The sequence below is a fragment of the Streptomyces sp. SD15 genome, assembly GCF_054462255.1.
The window spans coordinates 13,496-34,415 of the sequence record NZ_JBTLMO010000057.1 but is presented as its reverse complement, the minus strand read 5'-3'; the positions used below and the strand labels follow the sequence as shown (position 1 = coordinate 34,415).

Here is a 20,920-nt window from a genome sequence, read left to right as displayed (position 1 = left end):
GTCGTGCGCAGTGCTCCTGATGGCCTGTGCATCCTTGGTGCGACTGGGTATCACGGGGTGGTGCTCAATGTGGTGCGATCAGGTTTTTGTGGCACTTTCCAGTGACGGTGCGTCTGTGAGGTGCAGGAGCGTGATGGTGGGCCCGGTAACGTGCGTGCCACTGCGAGGCCGGTGGGAGCAGCAATCACGATTCCGGTCTCCTTGAGAATCCGCCCCGTGCCCAGGAAAGCGACGCGGGGTCCCCGCCCCGCCCGGGTCCACACCGGAGCGGAAAGCGTCCGGCGGGGCGGATACCGCAGCCTCCGAATCGCCGCAGCCGGCAGCGCCACAGGCGGCAGGTACCGCACACGATGAGCACCCGCACCGCACCCGGCGGCGACGGCCCACGGTCCACCGGCAGGCGTCCACACCCCGCCCGGCACGACGGACCGCTTCCCGGCATCCAGGAAAACCCAGGATCGCCCAGGGAACCTCAGCTCATCAGCGACGCTCCGGTTTCATGGACGTACTCATCCATCTCGAGGATCCGCCGCCTGCCGCGGACGCGACGGCTCCCGCCGCGATGGCCAGCCAGGCCGCGACCGCGATCCACAGCAGTACCTGCCCGGTCCCCCTGAGCCACGGGACGTCGGCGGCGGCCGCGACCGACAGGGCCGCTGCCGCAGTCATCCCCATCGGGAAGACCGTCGCCCAGCGCCGCACGTCGTAGCGCGGGCGCGGCCACCCCAGCTCCGCGAGGACCAGGACGCCGTACCAGCCGAGGGAGAGCACGGCCAGGGCGAGGGTCACGGCGCGCAGCACACCGCTGTCGTCGTCGTTCCACAGGTAGGCGTTCACATGGTGCGCGGCGATCAGCTTCGACCCGGCCAGCGCCGAGATGGCGAGCGCTCCGCCCGCGATCCAGTGGTCCCCGGTCCCCACGGCGATCTCCCGGAAGTCGAAGCAGAGCAGCGCCACCACATACAGCACGATCCCCAGCCAGAACAGCACCAGCGCCGTGTGCGCGAGCCAGTCCGCGTGTGTGACCGGGGCGAGCACCGCGCCCAGCACCGCGAGCCCCTGCGTGGCCACACACCCGAGGAACACGGCACCGGGCATACGGGGCCTGAAGCGCCGTACGACCAGGAAGAGCAGCCCCGGCCAGAGCACGGCCGAGAGGGCGAGCAGGGCCTCGGCCACTTCCTGCCGGCCCAGTGTGGTGAGCCGGGTGCCGAGCACGGTGGTCGCCGCGACCGCGGTGAGCGCACCCGGCGTGCCGGCCTCCGCCACCCACCGCACCCGCTCCCGCAGCAGCCGTACGACGAAGTCGGCGGCGAGCCCGAGCCAGGCGACGGCCGTCAGGACCAGCGCGATACGGGACAGGGTCTCGTGGCCGGTCTCATACAGCCCGACCGAGATGATGCCGGTGGCCATGACGGCGGCTCCGTCGCTCGGTGGACGCCGCGCCCACCAGGCGCGAAGTCGGGCCCACCGGGTGCGGGGCGGGGAGGTGGCTGGCATGGGCCTGATGCTAAGGAACTTTGGACCGGTTGCCCGCGGGGCACGCGCGCGTGGAGCTCGACGAGTCTCACGCGCGCGTGCCCCGCGGCCAAGGCGTTACGCCGGACGCACCACGCTGTGGATGATCGACTCGCCGGCGTAGAAGATCGACTCCTCGCGGACGTACGTACCCGGCTTGGGGGCGTGGATCATCATGCCGTTGCCGACGTAGAGGCCGACGTGGCTGATGTCGTCGTAGAAGAAGACGAGGTCACCGGGTTTGATGTCGGAGAGGGCGACCGTCGTGCCCGCCGTGACCTGGTCCCAGGTGGTGCGCGGGAGGGTGACGCCGGCGGCCTTCCAGGCGGCCTGGGTGAGACCGGAGCAGTCGTACGAGCCGGGCCCGGTCGCGCCCCAGACGTACGGCTTACCGATCTGGGCGCGGGCGAAGGCGATGGCCTTGTCGGCCTTGGCGGTGTACGAGGCGTCGGTGGCCGAGGTCCCGGAGGAGCTGGAGCTTCCCGTGGTCGCGGACGACGAGTCCGTCTCCTGCTGGGCCGCCGCCTCCTGGCGCGCCTTCTCCTCCGCCTCCGCGGCGGCCTGCTGCTGCGCCAGCTCCGCCGCCTTGCGATCGGCCTCTTCCTGCTTCTCCTTCTCGATCGCCGCGAGTCGCGCCTTCTCCTCGGCGGTCAGCTTCGAGAGCAGTTCGCGCGCCTCGGTGAGCTTGCGCTGCACCTCCGTCTTGGACGTCTGCAGCGCGTTCTCGGAGGTGGTGAGCGTCTGCAGGCTCTGGGAGGCCTCCGCGCGCTTCTTCGTGGTGTCGGCCTGCTCGGTGATGTAGTCGTCGACGGCCGCCTTCTGGCGGGTGGTGAGACGGCTCATCAACTGGGTCTGGTCGAAGTAGTCCTGCGGGTCGTCGGCCAGCAGAAGGGTCGCGGTGTCGGGGGTGGTGGCGCCGGTGCGGTACTGGGCCGCGGCGAACGAACCCAGCTCCTCACGTGCGGTGTTGAGACTCTCGGTGCGCTGGGCCACGTCGTCGAGGAGGGCGTCGACGCGCTTCCGCTGCTTGGCGGTCTTCTCCCTGGTCGCGTTGTACTTCTCGGTGGCCGTCTCGGCCTGGTGGTAGAGGTCGTTGACCTTCTTCTCGACCTCTTCGATGCTCGGCTTGGGCTCCGCCGAGGGCGCGGCGTTGGCCGTCTGGGAGAGCAGGGCCATGGAGGTGAGGGCCGCCGTGGCGAGGGCGGGAGTCCGTATGCCCGCTACCCGCGCGCCCCTGGAACTCCTCTTGTGTTGCGACGCCAAGAGAGGCGACTCCTTCCGTGATCCGCCTACCGAGTTAGCTGTCGGGTTCGGGCGGGTACTTCCGGAAGGTTTGCCCTACGGTCCTTGTCCCCCAGGACAGTTGGACCGATTCACCCCAAGGTCGGTTGGGTCCCCGGCTCCGACTGCCTTACGGCGCACCGGACTCGGCGGAGGCCGCACGGCCCGGCGACGTTCGCCGGTGAGTGTCGAGCGGCCTGCCCGGCACGCTAGCCAATGCGTGTGGCTTCTGTGAAGTTTGATGTGCGATATGCCCGATACATTTTCGTGACCTTATTCGGTGGCGTTGTTGTGCGCGGGAAATCCTGGGGGGATAACTGGTGGTTTTTCGCTTTCTGTCCATTCATTACTGGCGGATTGCCGACCGTAATGGAGCGATTCTGGAGGGTGATGGGGCGGCGACTGGGACGGCGACGGGGTGGTCTGCCCGTCCCGGGTCACGGAATCCGGTCGAGTTCGCGGGGTGGCGGCGGGGTGTCAGTGGGGCGGCCTAGACTCGGAGAGCGATGAGCAGCCTCTTTGATGACAGCTTCCTGGCGGACCTCAAGCCCTCGCGGGGCCATGAGGGAGAGCCCCCGCCGCCGCCCGAGGACGATCACGTACCGGAGCCGATTCCGGACGATCTGTTCGGCGGCAAGTTCGACGTGCCGCCGGACCGGGACGCGTACTACCGCGACGGCGCCCCGCGCCCCGCCGTGGACCCGGCCGCGCTCCTCGACGGGCTGAACGAGAACCAGCGAGCGGCCGTGGTGCACTCCGGCTCCCCGCTGCTCATCGTGGCCGGCGCCGGCTCCGGCAAGACCCGTGTGCTCACCCACCGGATCGCGCATCTGCTGGGCGAGCGCCATGTCCACCCCGGCCAGATCCTCGCGATCACCTTCACGAACAAGGCCGCGGGCGAGATGAAGGAGCGCGTCGAGCACCTCGTCGGCCCGCGCGCGAACGCGATGTGGGTGATGACCTTCCACAGCGCGTGTGTGCGGATCCTGCGCCGTGAGTCGAAGAGGCTCGGCTTCACCTCCTCCTTCTCGATCTACGACGCCGCCGACAGCAAGCGCCTGATGGCTCTGGTCTGCCGCGACCTGGACCTCGACCCGAAGCGCTTCCCGCCCAAGTCGTTCAGCGCCAAGATCTCGAACCTGAAGAACGAGCTGATCGACGAGGAGGACTTCGCCGCCCAGGCCACCGACGGCTTCGAGAAGACCCTCGCCCAGGCGTACGCGATGTACCAGTCGCGGCTGCGCGAGGCCAACGCGCTCGACTTCGACGACCTGATCATGACGACGGTCAACCTCCTGCGCGCCTTCCCGGATGTCGCCGAGCACTACCGCCGCCGCTTCCGCCACGTCCTGGTCGACGAGTACCAGGACACCAACCACGCGCAGTACGCGCTGGTCAGGGAGCTCGTCGGTCCGGCGACCGGCGACCGGCCCGAGGACGCGCCGCCGGCCGAGGGCGACCTCGAGCCCGCCGAGCTGTGCGTCGTGGGCGACGCCGACCAGTCGATCTACGCCTTCCGCGGCGCGACCATCCGCAACATCCTCCAGTTCGAGGAGGACTACCCGGACGCGACGACGATCCTCCTGGAGCAGAACTACCGCTCCACCCAGACGATCCTCAGCGCGGCCAACGCGGTCATCGAGCGCAATGAGTCACGCCGCCCCAAGAACCTGTGGACCAACGCGGGCGCCGGTTCCCACATCACCGGGTACGTCGCCGACACCGAGCACGACGAGGCGCAGTTCGTCGCCGACGAGATAGACCGTCTCACCGACGCGGGTGAGGCCAAGGCGGGCGACGTCGCCGTCTTCTACCGTACGAACGCCCAGTCCCGTGTTTTCGAAGAAGTCTTCATCCGCGTCGGCCTGCCCTACAAGGTCGTCGGCGGAGTCCGCTTCTACGAGCGCAAGGAGGTCCGGGACGTCCTCGCGTACCTCAGGGTCCTGTCCAACCCCGAGGACTCGGTCCCGCTTCGTCGCATTCTCAACGTGCCCAAGCGGGGCATCGGTGAGCGGGCGGAAGCGATGATCGACGCGCTCTCGCAGCGCGAGCGGATCAGCTTCCCGCAGGCGCTGCGCCGCGTCGACGAGGCGTACGGGATGGCGGCGCGCTCGACCAACGCGGTCAAGCGGTTCAACACGCTCATGGAGGACCTCCGTACGATCGTCGACTCCGGAGCGGGCCCGGCGACCGTCCTGGAGGCGGTCCTCGAGCGCACCGGCTATCTCGCCGAGCTGCAGGCCTCGACCGACCCGCAGGACGAGACACGCATCGAGAACCTCCAGGAACTCGCCGCCGTGGCCCTGGAATTCGAGCAGGAGACCGGCGAGGGTGAGGGCGGGGGCGAGGCGCAGGCATCGGGCGGACTCTCCGACTTCCTGGAGCGGGTCGCCCTCGTCGCCGACTCCGACCAGATCCCCGACGAGGAGGACGGCAACGGCGTCATCACTTTGATGACCCTGCACACCGCCAAGGGCCTCGAGTTCCCGGTCGTCTTCCTCACCGGCATGGAAGACGGCGTCTTCCCGCACATGCGCGCGCTGGGACAGGTCAAGGAGCTGGAGGAGGAGCGGCGCCTCGCGTACGTCGGCATCACGCGCGCGCGGGAGCGGCTGTACCTCACCCGGTCGGCCCTGCGCAGCGCGTGGGGCCAGCCCTCGTACAACCCGCCGTCCCGCTTCCTGGAGGAGATCCCGGACGCGCACCTGCAGTGGAAGCGCACGGGTGCGACAGCTCCGGTGTCGTCGGGTCCCGTCTCCGGCGTGGCGGCCTCGCTTTCGTCCTCGCGCTCGCGGTCCGCGGCGTCCGGTGCCTCCGGCTTCGCGACGCGCCGCGGGGTCTCCGAGAAGCCGGTGGTCTCACTGGCGGTCGGCGACCGGGTCACCCACGACCAGTTCGGCCTCGGCACCGTGGTCGGGGTGAAGGGCACGGGTGCGAACGCGGAGGCGACGATCGACTTCGGGGAGCCGAAGCCGAAGCGGTTGCTGCTGCGGTATGCGCCGGTGGAGAAGCTGTAGCCCCTCGGGGGCTCGCTGGTGGGGACCCGGCCGTTGCCTACGTCGGGTTCGGGGCCCGGCGGTTGGTTACGTCGGGTCCAGACCGTGGCTGCGCAGCCACGCCAGCGGGTCGATCGCCGAACCGCCGGCCGGGCGGACCTCGAAGTGCAGGTGCGGCCCGGTGGAATTGCCGGAGTTCCCGGAGAACGCGATCGTGTCACCGGCCTTCACGGTGGTGCCGGACGCGACGTTGTAGCTGGAGAGGTGGCAGTACCACGTCTCCGTGCCGTCCGTGCCGGTGACGATCATCATGTTTCCGTACGCGCTGTTCCACTGCGTCCGTACGGTTCCGTCGGTCGCGGCCAGCACCGTCGTGCCGTACGACACCGGGAAGTCGATGCCCGTGTGCACGGACATCCAGTTGACGCCGGCCTGGCCGTAGTAGGCGCTGAGCCCCTGCTGCGCGACCGGCAGCGCGAACTTCGGCCGCAGCCGCTCCTTGCGGGCCGCTTCCTCTGCCGCCTTCTTCTTCTCGACGGCCTGCTGAGCCTTGAGGTCGATACGCTCCTGCGTGCGGCTCGCCCGGTCGGCGAAGTCGTCCGCGCCCGCGGAGAGGCTCTCGAGCTGGGTGTCCAGCTTGTTGTTGACGGCCGAGGGCTTCACGGCGACCGCGTCGGACGCGCTGGTCGTCGTGTTCTTGCTGTCGCTCGCGCCGCCGCTGCCCACGGAGGCGGCCGCGATCCCCGCGACACCCATCACACACGCCGAGGGCACGGCGACGGTCAGCATCGCGGAACGTTTCGCGGGGGTACGGCGGCGGGAGCGGGAGGCCGACCGGGACGCGGAACGGGGGGCCGGAACCACTTCTTCCATGTCGTCGAGCAGCGGCGTCTCGTGCGCGTCGCCGACATCCCCGAACTCGCTCTCCACCGCGGCGGACTGCTCGTGCGCGACCTGTTCGAAGGTGGCGGTCGCCTGCTGGTCGAAGGTCTCGGGTTCGGATTCCGGTTCGGGCGCGGGGTGTTCGTACGTATCGGTGGGCTGCTGCTGTTCGTACGCCTCGTACGTCTCGTACGTCTCGTGCTCGCCGGTGGTGTTCCACTGCGTGGCGTCGTACGCGCCCGTGTCCTGGGTCTGCGCGGTCCACTGTTGGGCCTGGCCGGCCGTCTGCTCGGGCTGGAGCCAGGCCGCGGCGTCCCACTGGCCGGTGGCGTCGGGGCCCGGGTGCTGCGCGGGGATGTGGGCGAGCTGCTGGTAGCCGGTCGCCCAGGCGGTCGTGTCGTAGGCGCCGGTGTCGTACGCGGCCTGGTGCTGTGCCGCGTACGGGTCGTAGTTCAGCGTCTGGTGGCTGCCGGTGGACCACTGGGTGGCGTCGTACGAACCCGTGCCACCGTTGTCCTGCATGTCGCCGAAGAGGGGGTCGGTCGCGAAACCCGCGGTCTCGAAGCTCGCGGTCGGGTAGGCGCCGGTGCCGGTCGAGCCCGGGTCAAAACCGGTGGTGGCATAGCCGTCGTACGTGGTGAAGTCGCCGTACGAGGCTTCCTGGCCGCCGTAGGACGCGTAGTGCGCCGAGACGGCATCGGGAGCCGGAGCCGGGGGAGTTGCGGTCCCCGACGGGTGACGGTCGTTCACCAACTTCTCTTTCGCCTCGACAACAGGGGCTGGCAGAGCAGTGCGGCGACTGTACCCGGCGGTAAGCGGGCGCGACAATCTTCGGCAGGTTTCCCGCGCGCAGGAAACGGGCATTCGGCCGTGTTTCGGGGGACTGTGGGCACGGCTTTGGCCTGGTGTTCGACGAGTGTTCGAAGTTGGGTCGGTGTCCGGTGGCTGTCCGGCGGGTCTCCGGCGGTGGTTATGCCACTGTCAGGTCGCCGGTGTCGGCGGTGGGGCGGGCTTCTGTCTGCTCGATGTCGAGTGCCTGCCGTATGCCGGCGGCGACGGCAGGATGGACGGGCAGGGCGAGATGGCCGATGCCGCTCACCTGAACGCTCTGCGTGAGCAGGTCCGGATGATCGATGGCGGCCGTCTCGAGCGGGTCCATCAGGCCGTCGAGGTCGCTCCAGAAGCTCACGAACTGCGTGCGGCAGCCCGGCGCGGGCTTGCGGAGATCCTCGATCACCTTCGAACCCGGGCGCATCTGACGGACGATCGGGTGTGCGTTCATCAGCGGGAGGACCCGGGTGCCCGCGTGGGGGGTGCCGAGCGTGACGACCGTGCGCACCCGCAGGTCACCGCCGAGGCACTGCACGTAGTACCGCGCGATCAGTCCGCCGAGACTGTGTCCGACGATGTCCACCTGGTCGCGGCCCGTGCGCTCGCAGATCTCCTCTATGTGCCGGCCGAGAAACTCTGCGGCGGCGCGGATGTCGCGCGTCAGCGGCGAGTAGTTGAGCGACTCGATGTGCTGCCTGCCGTGCTGCGCGAGATTGCGGCGCAGGAAGAAGAAGACCGAGCGGTTGTCCACCAGCCCGTGCAGCAGGACGACCGGGGGCTTGGCCTCGGTGGGCAGTTGGGTGGCATCGGACGGCGGGGGAGCGGGGGCGGTGCGGCGCTCCTGCACGATGCCGGATGGATAGAGGAGGAGGTGTCCGGCGAGGATCGCGAGCTCGAGAGCCGTCGCCTTCAGCAGGGCCATCGAGAGCCCCGCCAGCGAGCTTGGCAACAGGCGCTGGCGGAAGGGGAGAAAGGGCGACTCTGCCCTGGTGACCTTCATGGCCGACCTCCAGTCGGCACGCGACGGGACCGCTCTGTCCCCCGTGTGCCCTCGTGGAAAGCCGTGATGACGGTGCCCGACGGTGCGTACGCGGCGCGTGGTGCGCCGGTGACGCGAGGGGAATCCCTGCCGTCGTGCTCTCGCCGGTGTGTCGCACCGCCGCCGCCGCGCCTCAACGGCACGACGGCGGTGCGACCACCTGATGGCGGCTCTCCTTGCGCAGACTCCGGCTGCGGCCCGTGCGCCGCAGGTCCATGCGGTGCGCGGGCCGCGGGTAGGTGGAGTGGTGCGCGGCGAATGTGTCCCACCGTGTGATTTCCCCCTCGGTCTTCAGCGGGAAACTGCGGTTTGCACGCTTCTGACGATAACGTTCGTTCACTTGCCCGGCCGGTGCGGTGCGGGCTGCCTGCGCCGCCGAGACGCGTCCGGTGCGGTGAGCGGCAGAATGTTCCATATGTATCGGTACGGTTCGGTGTAGTCGGTTCATGGAGGCAGTGATGGGTGTGGCAGCCGGTCCGATCCGCGTGGTGGTGGCCAAGCCGGGGCTCGACGGCCACGATCGCGGGGCCAAGGTGATCGCGCGGGCGCTGCGCGACGCCGGTATGGAAGTCATCTACACCGGGCTCCATCAGACCCCCGAGCAGATCGTCGACACCGCGATCCAGGAGGACGCCGACGCGATCGGCCTGTCGATCCTCTCCGGCGCCCACAACACGCTGTTCGCCGCCGTCATCGACCTGCTCAAGGAGCGCGACGCGGAGGACATCAAGGTCTTCGGCGGCGGGATCATCCCCGAGGCGGACATCGCGCCCCTCAAGGAGAAAGGCGTCGCCGAGATCTTCACACCGGGTGCGACGACCACGTCGATCGTGGAGTGGGTGCGCGCGAATGTGAGGCAGCCGACGGGGGCGTAGCGCCTTGCCGGCGGGGGGTTGGGCGCGTCGTCTGCCGGTGGTGTTGCGGGTTGGCTCGGTGCCAGTGCCAGTCTCGGTGGCAGTGGCAGTGCCGGTGCCGGTGCCGGTGGCGGGTTGGGGCCGGGTGGCAATTTCCAGCCCGTCCGGCGATTGAGGACGAGCCCTTCGGGCGACCGGGGGTCTGGGGGCGGAGCCCCCAGGGGACGGGACCGGGTAGGGGCGGCGGGGGCGAAAACCCCCGAGCCCGGCACTCACGGCACGGTCAGCTCCGAGGCCATCGCCGCGCGGAGCCGCAACGTGGTGACGAGGCGTTGGAAGGCCTCGGCCCAGTACCCCCCGGCACCGGGCGCCGCGTCCTCCGGCTCGTCGGGAACCGCCAACAGCCCGTCCAGCCGCCCCGCCTCCACCGGATCGAGGCACCGCTCGGCCAGCCCCATCACCCCACTGAAGCTCCATGGATAACTCCCCGCGTCCCGCGCGATATTGAGCGCGTCGACCACCGCCCGCCCCAAGATTCCCGACCACGGCACCGCACAGACTCCGAGCAGCTGGAACGCCTCGGACAATCCGTGCGCGGCGATGAACCCCGCCACCCATTCGGCCCGCTCGGCAGAGCCCAGCGTGCTGAGCAGCTTCGAACGCTCCGCCAGTGACACCGCCCCCGGCCCGCCGGCCTCCGGGGCGGAGGGTGCGCCGAGGAGCGCCCGGGACCACCCCGGGTCCCGCTGCCGCACCGCTGCCCGGCACCACGCGGCATGCAGCTCGCCCTGCCAATCGTCCGCCACGGGGAGTGCCACGATCTCCTCCGGCGTACGTCCCCCGAGTCGCCGTGGCCACGTCCCGAGCGGTGCCGCTTCCACCAACTGGCCCAGCCACCACGATCGCTCACCTCGTCCCGCCGGGGCTTTCGGTACGACACCATCCCGCTCCATGCTCGCGTCGCACTCGTGCGGTGCTTCGACCACGATCGTGGGCACCCCCTGTGTACGGTCGACGGCCACACACGAACCGGCCCGGGCCGCCATCCGCGCGGCGAGCGCCGAACCGGGCAGCGCGGACAGCAGCTCCGCCGCCGTGGCCCGCACATTGCGGCTCCGGTCGGTGAGCGCCTGCTCCAGGAACGGCTCGTCCGCCGCACACAGCCCCGACCGCAGGGAGTCGAGGAACATCAACCGATCCTCGGCCCGCTCCGTCGCCCAGGTGGTGGCGAGCAACTCGCGTGCGGCCGTGGGGTCCTGGGCCCGCATCGCCGTGAGCAGCGCGACCCGCTCGGCGAACAGCCCTTCCTGCCACAGCTGTTGCGCGGCTTCGGGCTCCTCGGGGTCGGGCAGTGCGGCGCCGCCGCCCGGTGTGGAGCGCAGGGCGAACCGCCAGTCCGGGTTCAGCCGGGCCAGCCACAGGGCGCGCGGCCCTGCGAAGGCGAGCGCGGCCGGCCGCAGGTCCGTACGGCCTCGTGCCGCGTCGAGGAGGGCGGGCAGTGTTTCCGGGGGCGCCGCGAAGCCACGCGTGTTCGCCAGCGCGAGCCACTGGGGCAACAGCTCCATGAGGTCGGGCGCCGTTCCCCTGCGGCCTCCGCCTCCCGTGCCGGGCCGGTCCGTCAGCAGCATCGCGAGTCGGCGTGCCGCGGCGGGTGGGAGGGACGGTCGTGGATCGGGTGCCGCGGGCTCGGGCCGGGCAGCCGCCGGCGCGGGCCGCACCCCGGCCCGCCGCCGCAGGGTCTCCACGGCGGCGGCGTCCAGCAACGCCACCGGCGCTGCATGCCCGGCCGCCCCTCTCGGAGGCGTACGCCGCTCTGTCCCGAGCAACGCCACGGTGACGAGCTCCTCCCAGGAACCCCCGACGGGCGCGCCCGCGGAGGCGGAGGTCGTGTTCATGAGCGTCCTTTCCGCACGGAGGTGGGTGAGGTCGTGGAGGTGGAGGTCGAGGTGGTGGAGGTCGAGGTGGTGGAGGTCGAGGTGGTGGAGCCGGTGGAAGTGGTGAAGCGTGTTGCGGTGGTGGAGGTGGCGAAGCCGATGGCGGTCGCGGCAGTGGTGCGGATCGCGAAGCCGGTCAGCACAGCGGCACCGCCTCCCCCGCTCCCTCCGGCCAGGCCGTCAGGGGAGTGAAGCCGCGGTGGCCGCACTCGCCGAAGACGGTGACGGGGGCGCCGCCGGAGAGGGCGGCGAGGCGCCACAGGCCGGGGCGGGAGAGCAGGGAGGGCGCGATCGGGAGCGCGAAGCCGCCTTCAGCGTCCGCGAGTTGCCAAGCGTCGCCGTCGGGGGTGGGTATCACGCGGGCCAGAGTCACTGGATAGGAGTCGAGCCAGGGGTCGGCCCGCAGGGCTTCGCCGTAGCAGGCCGCCGCCTGGGGGGTGGTCACCCCTCGTGGGCGTATCCGCGCGGGTGCGGGGGGCGTGAACCGCTCGCCCAGGGCCGCGCGGAGCTGCCCCGCACCCGGGTACGCGGACACCTCCGCCTCGAAGGCCAGCCCCACGGGCAGCGTCAGCTCAGGTGCGCGCCCGGCGGCCCCGTAGGAGAGGAGCAGGGCGGTGCGGTCGGACTCCGCGCCGTGCAGCCAGATCCTGCGCGTCGTGAGCCGGCTGTCCGCCGTGTCGTACTGAGCGAGGACCAGCCAGCGGTCCCGCACCGGCGGCCCGTCCGCCGATCCGGGCAGCCCGACCCGCGAACGGACCGTCTCGGCCAGCCCGTCCGGCAGCCGCTCACGACGCAGCCAGCCCTGATCGAGGAGATGGAGCAGCGCGCACTCCTCGAGCAGTCGCACCGGCCAGCCGGCTCCGGAGGAGGGGATCGCCCCCAACTCCCTCACCCGCGCGGCCAGTCCGGGCGCCTGCGCGTCGACCATCCGGGCCGCCGTCTCCTCCCACTGCCCATACCCCGCCTGCTCGGCAGCCGCCAGGCCGCCCCGCAGCAGATCCGCCAGCCGCCGCTCCAACTCCTTCGCCCCCGCGGTGATCCGCTCGGCCCGCCGCTCCGCCCTGCGCCGTGCCGCCTCCGGATCACTCGGTGACGCCGTCCCAGATGCCCCGCCCGTCGTCCGCTTCTCCTCCGCGCGCTTTCTTCTCCCCTCTATCCACTGCTCCGCCCAATCCGGCGCCTGTCCCCGCGCCACCGTGCCGTCCTCGCCCGCCCAGAGCAGCAGCAGCCCCAGCGCGTGCTTGCACGGGAACTTGCGGCTCGGGCAACTGCACTTGTACGCGGGCCCGCTGGAGCCCGCGATGTCGATGACCGTCTGATAAGGCTTGCTGCCACTTCCCTTGCACAGTCCCCACACCGTCCCCTCGTCAGAACTGCCCGTCTCCGACCACGGCCCGGCCGCGCCGAGCTTGCTGCCCGCTTTGCGTGACGCGACGTCAGGCGCCAGTGCCAGCACCTGATCCGCCGTCCAGCGCACCCCCTGCTGAGTCATGTCATCGAAGGTAGATCCCACCACTGACAATCGGCCGCGACGAGCGCGTTTGTGCAGGTCAGAACGCATTGTCAGTGGCGTGGTGCACGGTGGAACCAGATCCGAACCGGCCGAGCTGGAGGGGGACCGAGCCATGTCCGTGTCCGTTGAACCGACGACCATCAATCCGTCCGTGGGAGAGCCCGTGGGAGAGCCCACGGGCGAGCACATGGGAGAGGCGGGTGAGGCGCTGCGGCCGCACGCCGAGCACGCCTTCGCCGCCGAACTCGCCGCGCTGGCCGCGCAGGACGACCGGCCCCGCCCCGCCCGCTGGCGGCTCTCGCCGTGGGCGGTGGCGACGTATCTCCTGGGCGGCACCCTGCCGGACGGCACAGCGATCACGCCGAAGTACGTGGGACCGCGCCGCATCGTCGAGGTCGCCGTCACCACTCTCGCCACCGACCGCGCCCTGCTGCTGCTGGGCGTGCCCGGCACCGCGAAGACCTGGGTGTCCGAGCACCTGGCCGCGGCGGTCAGCGGCGACTCGACGCTGCTGGTGCAGGGCACGGCCGGGACACCGGAGGAGGCGATCCGCTACGGCTGGAACTACGCGCAGCTGCTCGCGCACGGGCCCAGCCGGGACGCCCTCGTGCCCAGCCCCGTCATGCGGGCCATGGCCGAGGGCATGACGGCCCGCGTCGAGGAGCTGACCCGCATCCCGGCCGACGTGCAGGACACGCTGATCACGATCCTGTCGGAAAAGACCTTGCCGATCCCTGAGTTGGGTCAGGAGGTGCAGGCCGTCGGCGGCTTCAACCTGATCGCCACGGCCAACGACCGCGACCGCGGGGTGAACGAGCTGTCCAGTGCCCTGCGCCGCCGCTTCAACACCGTGGTGCTGCCGCTGCCGGAGAGCGCCGAGGCCGAGGTCGACATCGTCTCGCGCCGCGTCGACCAGCTCGGCCGCTCCCTCGACCTGCCCACCATGCCCGACGGTATCGACGAGATCCGCCGTGTCGTCACCGTCTTCCGCGAGCTCCGCGACGGCGTCACGGCCGACGGGCGTACGAAACTGAAGTCGCCCAGCGGCACACTGTCCACCGCCGAGGCGATCTCCGTCGTCACCAACGGGCTTGCGCTCGCCGCCCACTTCGGCGACGGCGTTCTGCGGGCCGGCGACGTCGCCGCCGGCATCCTCGGCGCCGTGGTCCGTGATCCGGCGGCCGACCGTGTCATCTGGCAGGAGTACTTGGAAGCGGTCGTCCGCGAGCGGGACGGCTGGAAGGACTTCTACCGGGCCTGCCGCGAGGTGAGCGTATGAGCGGACTCCAGAAGGAGACGGAGGAGGAGCGTGGCTTCGGCATGCCGGAAGGAGGGCCACTACTGCTCGGTGTCCGGCATCACGGGCCCGGTTCGGCACGTGCCGTGCGGGCAGCGCTGGAGGCCGCGGCTCCCCGGGTCGTGCTGATCGAGGGGCCTCCGGAGGCCGACGCGCTCATCCCGCTCGCCGCCCACCAGGACATGCGTCCCCCTGTCGCGCTCCTCGCCCATGTCGTGGACGAGCCCGGCCGCTCCGTCTTCTGGCCGCTGGCGGAGTTCTCCCCGGAGTGGGTGGCGATCCGGTGGGCCCTGGACCACGGAGTCCCGGCCCGGTTCATCGACCTCCCGGCGACCCACACGCTGGCGTGGGGGAGGGACGAGCCTCCTTCCGAGGAGATCGCCGAATCCGCCCGGCCCGTCGACGAAGCCGTGCGGATCGACCCTCTCGCCGTGCTCGCGGAGACGGCCGGTTACGACGATCCCGAGCGCTGGTGGGAGGACGTGGTCGAGCACCGGGGCGGCGTCGGCGCCGACCCGTTCGCGCCGTTCGCCGTGCTCGAGGAGGCGATGGGAGCACTGCGGGAGGCGTTCGGGGCCGGGGGCCACGACCGGGACCTCGTGCGGGAGGCGTACATGCGGCTCCAGGTGCGGGCGGCGCAGCGGGAGTTCGGGGACGACGTGGCCGTGGTGTGCGGCGCCTGGCACGTGCCCGCGCTGCGCGGCAGGAGCGCCGTCGCCGCCGACCGGGCGTTCCTGAAAGGGCTGCCCAAGGTGAAGGCCGACATGACATGGGTGCCGTGGACGCACCGTCGGCTGTCCCGGGTCAGTGGGTACGGCGCGGGCATCGACTCGCCAGGTTGGTACGGGCATTTGTTCGGCGTCCCCGATCGCCCCGTCGAGCGCTGGATGACGAAGGTCGCCCGGCTGCTGCGCGACGAGGACCGGATGGTGTCGTCCGCGCATGTCATCGAGGCGGTGCGGCTGGCCGACACCCTCGCCGCCATGCGCGGTCGGCCGTTGCCGGGGCTGACCGAGACCACCGACGCCGTGCGGGCCGTGATGTGCGAGGGCTCGGACGTGCCGCTGGCACTTGTGCACGACCGGCTCGTCGTCGGCGACGTGCTGGGCGAGGTGCCGGAGTCCGCCCCCGCGGTGCCACTGCAACGCGACCTCGTACGGTCGCAGAAGCGGCTCCGGCTCAAACCCGAGGCCCTGGCGCGGGAGTTGGAGCTGGACCTGCGCAAGGAGACCGACGCCGGGCGGAGCAGGCTTCTGCATCGGCTGCGGCTGCTGGGCATCGAGTGGGGCGAGCCCACCGCCTCACGCGGCAGCACCGGCACCTTCCGCGAGACCTGGCGGCTGCGCTGGGAGCCGGAGCTGTCCGTGCGGGTCGCCGAGGCCGGAGTGTGGGGCACGACCGTGCTGTCGGCCGCCACCGCCAAGGCCGAGGCGGACGCCGTCACCGCGCACGCCCTGGCCGATGTCACGGCACTCGCCGAGCGCTGTCTGCTCGCCGAACTGCCGGACGCGCTGCCCGTGGTGATGCGCGTCCTCGCCGACCGGGCCGCCCTGGACGCGGACGTCGGCCACCTCGCGCAGGCCCTGCCCGCGCTGGTCCGCTCCCTGCGGTACGGCGATGTGCGCGGCACGGACACGCACGCCCTCACGGACGTCGCGGCCGGCCTCGCCGAGCGGATCTTCGTCGGTCTCCCACCGGCCTGCGCGGCCCTCGACGCCGAGGCCGCCGAGCAAATGCGGCGCCATGTGGACGCGGTGCACGGCGCGGTGGGGTTGCTCGGGGAGACGAGCCCGTCGTCACCCGACGGCATACGCCCGTCGGGCGGCCCAGGGTCCTCCGCCGACACACCGTCATCCTCGTCCGGCGGCATACGCGACCGTTGGCACTCCGTGCTCCGGGTGCTGGGCGGGCGCGACACCGTGCCGGGGGTGATCCGCGGGCGGGCCGTCCGGCTGCTCCTGGACGACGGTGAGTTGGGTCAGGACGAGGCCGCGCGGCTCATGGGGCTCGTGCTGTCGCCGGGGACGGCGCCGGGGGACGCGGCCGCCTGGATCGAGGGGTTTGTCGGCGGCGGCTCCGGGGGCGGGATGCTGCTCGTGCACGACGAGCGACTGCTCGGGCTGGTCGACACGTGGCTGACCGGGGTGCCGGCGGCGGCATTCACCGATGTGCTGCCGCTGCTGCGACGCACGTTCTCGGCATACGAGGCGGGGGTGCGCAGAACGCTGGGAGAGCTCGTCCGGCGCGGCCCGGGGGCGCGGGGGAGCGCCGAGGCCGCCGCCTCCGGGATCCCCGGGTTCGCGTCCGACCTCGACCCCGAGCGCGCCGACGCCGTCCTGCCGGTGCTGCGCCTGCTGCTCGGGCTGGATGAACGGGATGAACCGGAAGTATCCGATGACGTCAACGACCTTGTGGGGGTGGCCCGATGAGCTCAGCACCGGTGGATGTGAGCGACGCGACCGACGAGCGGTTGCGTCGCTGGCGGCTCGTGCTCGGGGGCGATGAGGCGGACGGCACCGGGTGCGTGCTCGGCGGGCAGGACGCCGCGATGGACGGGGCGCTCACCGCGCTGTACGGGAAGGAAGGCAAGGCGGCGCAGTCGGGGCGGGATCGTTCGGCGGGGCTCGGGGCGTCTGCGCCGTCGGTCGCACGCTGGCTCGGGGACATCCGGACGTACTTCCCTTCCTCCGTCGTCCAGGTCATGCAGCGGGACGCCATCGACCGGCTCGGGCTGTCCACCCTCCTGCTGGAGCCAGAGATGCTGGAGGCGGTGGAGGCCGATGTGCACCTGGTGGGCACGCTCCTCTCCCTCAACAAGGCCATGCCGGAGACGACGAAGGAAACGGCGCGGGCTGTCGTGCGCAAGGTCGTCGAGGACCTGGAGAAGCGGCTCGCCACCCGCACCCGGGCCACGCTCACCGGCGCCCTCGACCGCAGCGCCCGCATCAGCAGGCCCCGTCACCACGACATCGACTGGAACCGCACGATCGCGGCGAACCTCAAGCACTACCTGCCCGAGTACCGCACGATCGTGCCCGAGCGGCTGATCGGCTACGGCCGCGCCTCGCAGTCCGTGAAGAAGGAGGTCATCCTCTGCATCGACCAGTCGGGGTCGATGGCGGCGTCCGTCGTCTACGCCTCCGTGTTCGGTGCCGTCCTCGCGTCGATGCGGTCCATCTCCACCCGGCTTGTCGTGTTCGACACGGCCGTCGTCGACCTCACCGACCAGCTCGACGACCCGGTCGACGTCCTCTTCGGCACGCAGCTCGGCGGCGGCACCGACATCAACAGGGCGCTCGCGTACTGCCAGTCGCAGATCACCCGGCCCGCCGACACGGTGGTCGTGCTCATCAGCGACCTCTACGAAGGGGGCATACGGAACGAGATGCTGAAGCGGGTCGCGGCCATGAAGGCGTCGGGGGTGCAGTTCGTGACGCTGCTCGCGCTGTCCGACGAGGGGGCGCCCGCGTACGACCGCGAGCACGCGGCGGCACTCGCGGCGCTGGACGCACCGGCGTTCGCCTGCACGCCCGATCTGTTTCCCGAGGTGATGGCGGCGGCGCTCGAGAAGCGCCCGCTCCCGATACCGGACACCGTGTGAGGAGATGTGAGGAGAGTTGAAAAAGCGGACATGAGTACCCATCGGTAACAGGGGGCTTGCGCAACCTCGGGAGTCCCGTGCGAGGATCGAGGCGTCTTCGAATCGAAGAATCGAACGGTGCGCAGTGTTCCGCCCCGTTCCGCTGGTCCCGCCGCACGGAGGCTTTCCCCGTTTTGACCCCGCCCGCCGCACTGCCCTTGACCGGTGCCGCTCTGCGCGTGCTGCGCACGGCGGCCGGGCGGCGTGCGCTGCAAGTGGCGCTGCTGGTGGGTGGGTTGTTCGCCCTCGGGTTTCTTTGCGGGGAACAGGCGAATGCGGCGGCCGGGTTGGCGCCGACGACTCGGGTGACCCCCACGGCTCCAGTGACTCAGACGGCTCCGGCTGCTTCGGCGACTCCTGAGACTCCTGCGGCTTCAGCGGCTCCGGTGGCCGAGGTTGTGCGGTCGGCGGAGAGTTCGGTGGAGCGGGTTGTGAAGCCGGGCGCCTCCGCTTCGACCCCGTCGAGGGGATCGGTACTGCCCTCGGCGGGACGGACCGTCGCGCATGTCGCCGGTACCGACGACGTCACGGACACCGTCCGGCACGTCGCACGACCGGTTGGCGGCACCGTTGTACCGCCGGCCGCAGACAAGGCCGTACGGCCGATCGGCGCTCTCGTGGAGGCACTCACCGGCGGGTTGGCCGAAGCCCCGCCGAAGATCCTGCCGTCGCTGCCGTCGCTGCCGTCGCTGCCGTCTCCGCCGGAGCTTTCCGGGCTGCCAGGGCTTCCGGGTGTGGGGGGACAGCCTCCGCATGCAGGTTCGGGTTCGCAGCCGTCGGGTGGGGGGTCCGTGCCTTCGTTCGGCGCGACCGTCCCGCATGTGGCCGGTCGGCAGTCCGGCGCCGGGGTCACCTCCGTGTACGGCCCCGTGGTCGTCGGTGCGAACGTCGACGGTGTGGTCGCGCTTCGTGCCCGACACGGCGTGGCGGCGGGAGTTGCTCCCGCGCATCAGACACCCCCGGGTGCCCCCACGGGCGCGCTGGGTGATCAGTCGGCCGTCGGTAACGGCGCGCCGCGGCACGGCGATCCGTGTGCCGTCACTCCGAACCACCGGGCGCCGCTGCGGCTCGTGCCCGGTGCATCCGCGGTCGTGACCGCGGCCGAGACCCGGGACAGGTACCGGGACATTCCGGTTTTCCCCGGCTAGGGCAGTCCTTCCCCCGCTGACGACCTGCCGCGCGGGGGCGGAACAGGTCTGCCCGCCGTCCGGACACCCCTCCGATCCCCGGACGGAAGCCTCAGGAATTCTCCCGATTTCACGGTGATCAGCAGAAATCGGCTGTGATCGTAAGAAATCAATCGAATCTCCGGAATGTCCCGAACTCTCGGAATCCCGAAGGATCTGACGTACGCATGAACAAGAACATCCGCCGTTCCATTGTCATAGCCGCCGGAGTCACCGGCGCGTGGGCACTCGGCTCCGCCGTCGCCAGCGCCGATGAGCTGCCCTCCGCGGCAGTCTCCGCGCCCGACGCGGCCGTCGGCGTCACGGACACCGTCAGCGCGGTCACCGGCTCAGTGACCGGCTCGGTGACCGGCTCGGTGACCGACGCGGTCACCGACACCGTCGACGGCGTCGTCGGGAACGTGCCGAACGACGTGCAGAAGACGGCCTCCGGCACCACTGCCGCCGCCGGCACCACCGCCACGACCGGCACTACGGCCATCACCGGCACCACCGCCACCGCCGACACCCAGGCCAAGGAGACCGCCATGGCCGCCACGGACGCGACGGCGGAGACCGCCGACCACGCCCGCCGTTACGTCGACGCCAAGGTCCCGACCGTCGCCCACCTCTCGCACGCCGTGGACCCCACCGCCTCCGCAGCGGACCACGCCGCGACCAGGGTCACGGCCGCAGCCAAGGAGACCATCGCCGACGCCCCGGCTCGCCAGGGCGAGATCGACTACCTCTTCGGCCCGCTCGCGGCCTTCGCGCCCGAGCTGGAGCAGGCCCTCGCCGGGACGCAGACGAAGCTCGCGGCCGTCCAGGGCGCGACCACCGCCACCGCAATCACCGCCACCAACCTCGCGGGCCCGGTCGCCCACGAGACCGCGTCCGCCGCCCTCCCGCCGGTCGCGGCCACCGCCGTGCAGGGCGTCATCCCGGTCGTGGACCGCGCCGTCGGTCAGGTCGTCGGCGACACCGCGGCCTCCGTCCTTCCGCCCGTCGCCGCGACCGCTGTGCACGGCGTGGTCCCGGTTGCCGGGCAGGCCGTCGGGGACGCGGGGGCGCTGGTGTACGGCGTGGTCGGCGACGTGCGGCCCTTCGCGGGCGGGGTCGTGGCCGACGCGGGCACCCTCGCGTACGGCGTCACCGGTCCGGTCGGCCCCTTCGCGCAGGGCGTCGTCGCAGACGACGTGCGGCCCTTCGCCGGGGGCGTCGTCGGCGCGGTGCAGCCGGTCGTCGACCTGGTGCAGCCGGTCGTGGCGGGCGTCGGGGGCAGTGCCACCGGCCTCGCGTACGGCGTCGTGGGCGATGTGCGGCCCTTCGCCGCCGGTGTGGTCGGCGAGGTCGGCCCGTTCGCGGGTGGCGTCGTCGGTCAGGTCGGTGCGCTCGGGCAGGACGTGACCGGGACCGTCGGGGCGACCGGCGGACCGCTGGCCGGGCACGCGGTGACGGGCGTCCAGGGTGTGACCGAGTCGGTCACACCGAGCTACGTGCAGGACGTGCAGGACGTGCAGGACGTGCACTACGGCACGTACAGCGCCTGACGGTCCCCTCCCTCGCCGTACGGCCATCCTCGGCGGAACAGCCGTACGGCATCCGACAGACTCCGCGGGGCCACGGCCCCGGACGGCCGAAAGCCGTCGGTCCCGTCCGACCTAATCCCGCGGGTGGGGAGAGCGGTCCCCATGGGGGTGGGGACCGCCCGCCCTGGGCCCCTTCGGGGCTGTTCAAGGGGCCTCACCAGGCAAACCCCAGCCTGGTGAGGCCCTGCTCTGTGACAGGTATCACCGCTCAGGTGTGATCTGCGATTTAGGGACCCGCGTCCAGCGGCGATAACCTGCGAGACGGACATGCCGCGCTCTCGGACACCGTGTGCGCCACCCTTGTGACAGCGGACGTCACGTTGCCCTTCGCGGCACGCCCACGCATCCAACGAACCGCGAGATCACTGATAGGGATGACG

Annotated in this window: 14 protein-coding genes and 1 riboswitch; of the genes, 7 read left to right on the top strand and 7 right to left on the bottom strand. The window is 71.3% G+C overall.

Annotated elements, in window-relative coordinates; all coding sequences use genetic code 11:
• Window positions 1–480: 480 nt before the first annotated feature.
• Together ACX28W_RS36785 and ACX28W_RS36780 are read right to left on the bottom strand one after the other, a co-directional pair.
• Complete coding sequence (locus ACX28W_RS36785) at window positions 481–1,500, bottom strand: tellurite resistance/C4-dicarboxylate transporter family protein (RefSeq protein WP_459004357.1); 1,020 nt, start codon at window positions 1,498–1,500, stop codon at window positions 481–483.
• Window positions 1,501–1,596: 96 nt separating this feature from the next.
• Entirely contained in the window at window positions 1,597–2,781 is a 1,185-nt protein-coding gene (locus ACX28W_RS36780; protein WP_459004356.1) for a C40 family peptidase, read from the bottom strand.
• Window positions 2,782–2,789: 8 nt separating this feature from the next.
• Window positions 2,790–2,961, bottom strand: a riboswitch (cyclic di-AMP (ydaO/yuaA leader).
• A gap of 344 nt (window positions 2,962–3,305) precedes the next feature.
• Here ACX28W_RS36780 and pcrA point away from each other — a divergent pair.
• Window positions 3,306–5,816 carry a DNA helicase PcrA gene (gene pcrA / locus ACX28W_RS36775; protein WP_459004355.1) on the top strand — a complete coding sequence of 837 codons (2,511 nt, stop codon included), beginning with the start codon at window positions 3,306–3,308 and terminating at the stop codon, window positions 5,814–5,816.
• A gap of 66 nt (window positions 5,817–5,882) precedes the next feature.
• Here pcrA and ACX28W_RS36770 read toward each other — a convergent pair whose 3' ends face one another.
• The gene (locus ACX28W_RS36770; protein ID WP_459004353.1) at window positions 5,883–7,427 is read right to left on the bottom strand and encodes a M23 family metallopeptidase; all 1,545 of its coding nucleotides are present in this window, start codon (window positions 7,425–7,427) and stop codon (window positions 5,883–5,885) included.
• Between the two features lie 220 nt (window positions 7,428–7,647).
• Entirely contained in the window at window positions 7,648–8,508 is an 861-nt protein-coding gene (locus tag ACX28W_RS36765; RefSeq protein WP_459004352.1) for an esterase/lipase family protein, read from the bottom strand.
• 497 nt (window positions 8,509–9,005) lie between these two features.
• Between ACX28W_RS36765 and ACX28W_RS36760 the strand changes: the two genes are divergently transcribed.
• A complete protein-coding gene (locus ACX28W_RS36760) occupies window positions 9,006–9,422 on the top strand; it encodes a cobalamin B12-binding domain-containing protein (RefSeq protein ID WP_362071567.1) in 417 nt (138 codons plus the stop codon).
• Between the two features lie 251 nt (window positions 9,423–9,673).
• Here ACX28W_RS36760 and ACX28W_RS36755 read toward each other — a convergent pair whose 3' ends face one another.
• The 3 genes from ACX28W_RS36755 to ACX28W_RS36745 are packed head-to-tail and all read right to left on the bottom strand — an operon-like array spanning window position 9,674 to window position 12,827.
• Window positions 9,674–11,296 (bottom strand): DUF5691 domain-containing protein, encoded by a 1,623-nt coding sequence (locus ACX28W_RS36755; RefSeq protein WP_459004351.1) that lies wholly within the window; start codon window positions 11,294–11,296, stop codon window positions 9,674–9,676.
• Window positions 11,293–11,478, bottom strand: coding sequence for a hypothetical protein (locus ACX28W_RS36750; RefSeq protein ID WP_459004350.1), 186 nt, complete (start codon window positions 11,476–11,478; stop codon window positions 11,293–11,295). The genes ACX28W_RS36755 and ACX28W_RS36750 overlap by 4 nt, the downstream gene beginning before the upstream one ends.
• Window positions 11,472–12,827, bottom strand: coding sequence for an SWIM zinc finger family protein (locus tag ACX28W_RS36745; protein ID WP_459004349.1), 1,356 nt, complete (start codon window positions 12,825–12,827; stop codon window positions 11,472–11,474). Before ACX28W_RS36745 ends, ACX28W_RS36750 begins: the two co-directional genes overlap by 7 nt.
• 133 nt (window positions 12,828–12,960) lie before the next feature.
• Here ACX28W_RS36745 and ACX28W_RS36740 point away from each other — a divergent pair, with 133 nt between their 5' ends.
• The 5 genes from ACX28W_RS36740 (at window position 12,961) to ACX28W_RS36720 (ending at window position 20,501) form a co-directional block, all read left to right on the top strand.
• On the top strand, window positions 12,961–14,127 hold the full coding sequence (locus ACX28W_RS36740) for an ATP-binding protein (RefSeq protein WP_459004348.1): 1,167 nt from the start codon (window positions 12,961–12,963) through the stop codon (window positions 14,125–14,127).
• Window positions 14,124–16,574, top strand: coding sequence for a DUF5682 family protein (locus ACX28W_RS36735; RefSeq protein ID WP_459004347.1), 2,451 nt, complete (start codon window positions 14,124–14,126; stop codon window positions 16,572–16,574). The genes ACX28W_RS36740 and ACX28W_RS36735 overlap by 4 nt, the downstream gene beginning before the upstream one ends.
• Window positions 16,571–17,746 (top strand): VWA domain-containing protein, encoded by a 1,176-nt coding sequence (locus ACX28W_RS36730; protein ID WP_459004346.1) that lies wholly within the window; start codon window positions 16,571–16,573, stop codon window positions 17,744–17,746. The genes ACX28W_RS36735 and ACX28W_RS36730 overlap by 4 nt, the downstream gene beginning before the upstream one ends.
• Window positions 17,747–18,576: 830 nt before the next feature.
• Window positions 18,577–18,933, top strand: a complete 357-nt coding sequence (locus ACX28W_RS36725) for a hypothetical protein (RefSeq protein ID WP_459004345.1) — start codon at window positions 18,577–18,579, stop codon at window positions 18,931–18,933.
• 206 nt (window positions 18,934–19,139) lie between these two features.
• On the top strand, window positions 19,140–20,501 hold the full coding sequence (locus ACX28W_RS36720; protein WP_459004344.1) for a hypothetical protein: 1,362 nt from the start codon (window positions 19,140–19,142) through the stop codon (window positions 20,499–20,501).
• The last annotated feature ends 419 nt before the right edge of the window (window positions 20,502–20,920 follow it).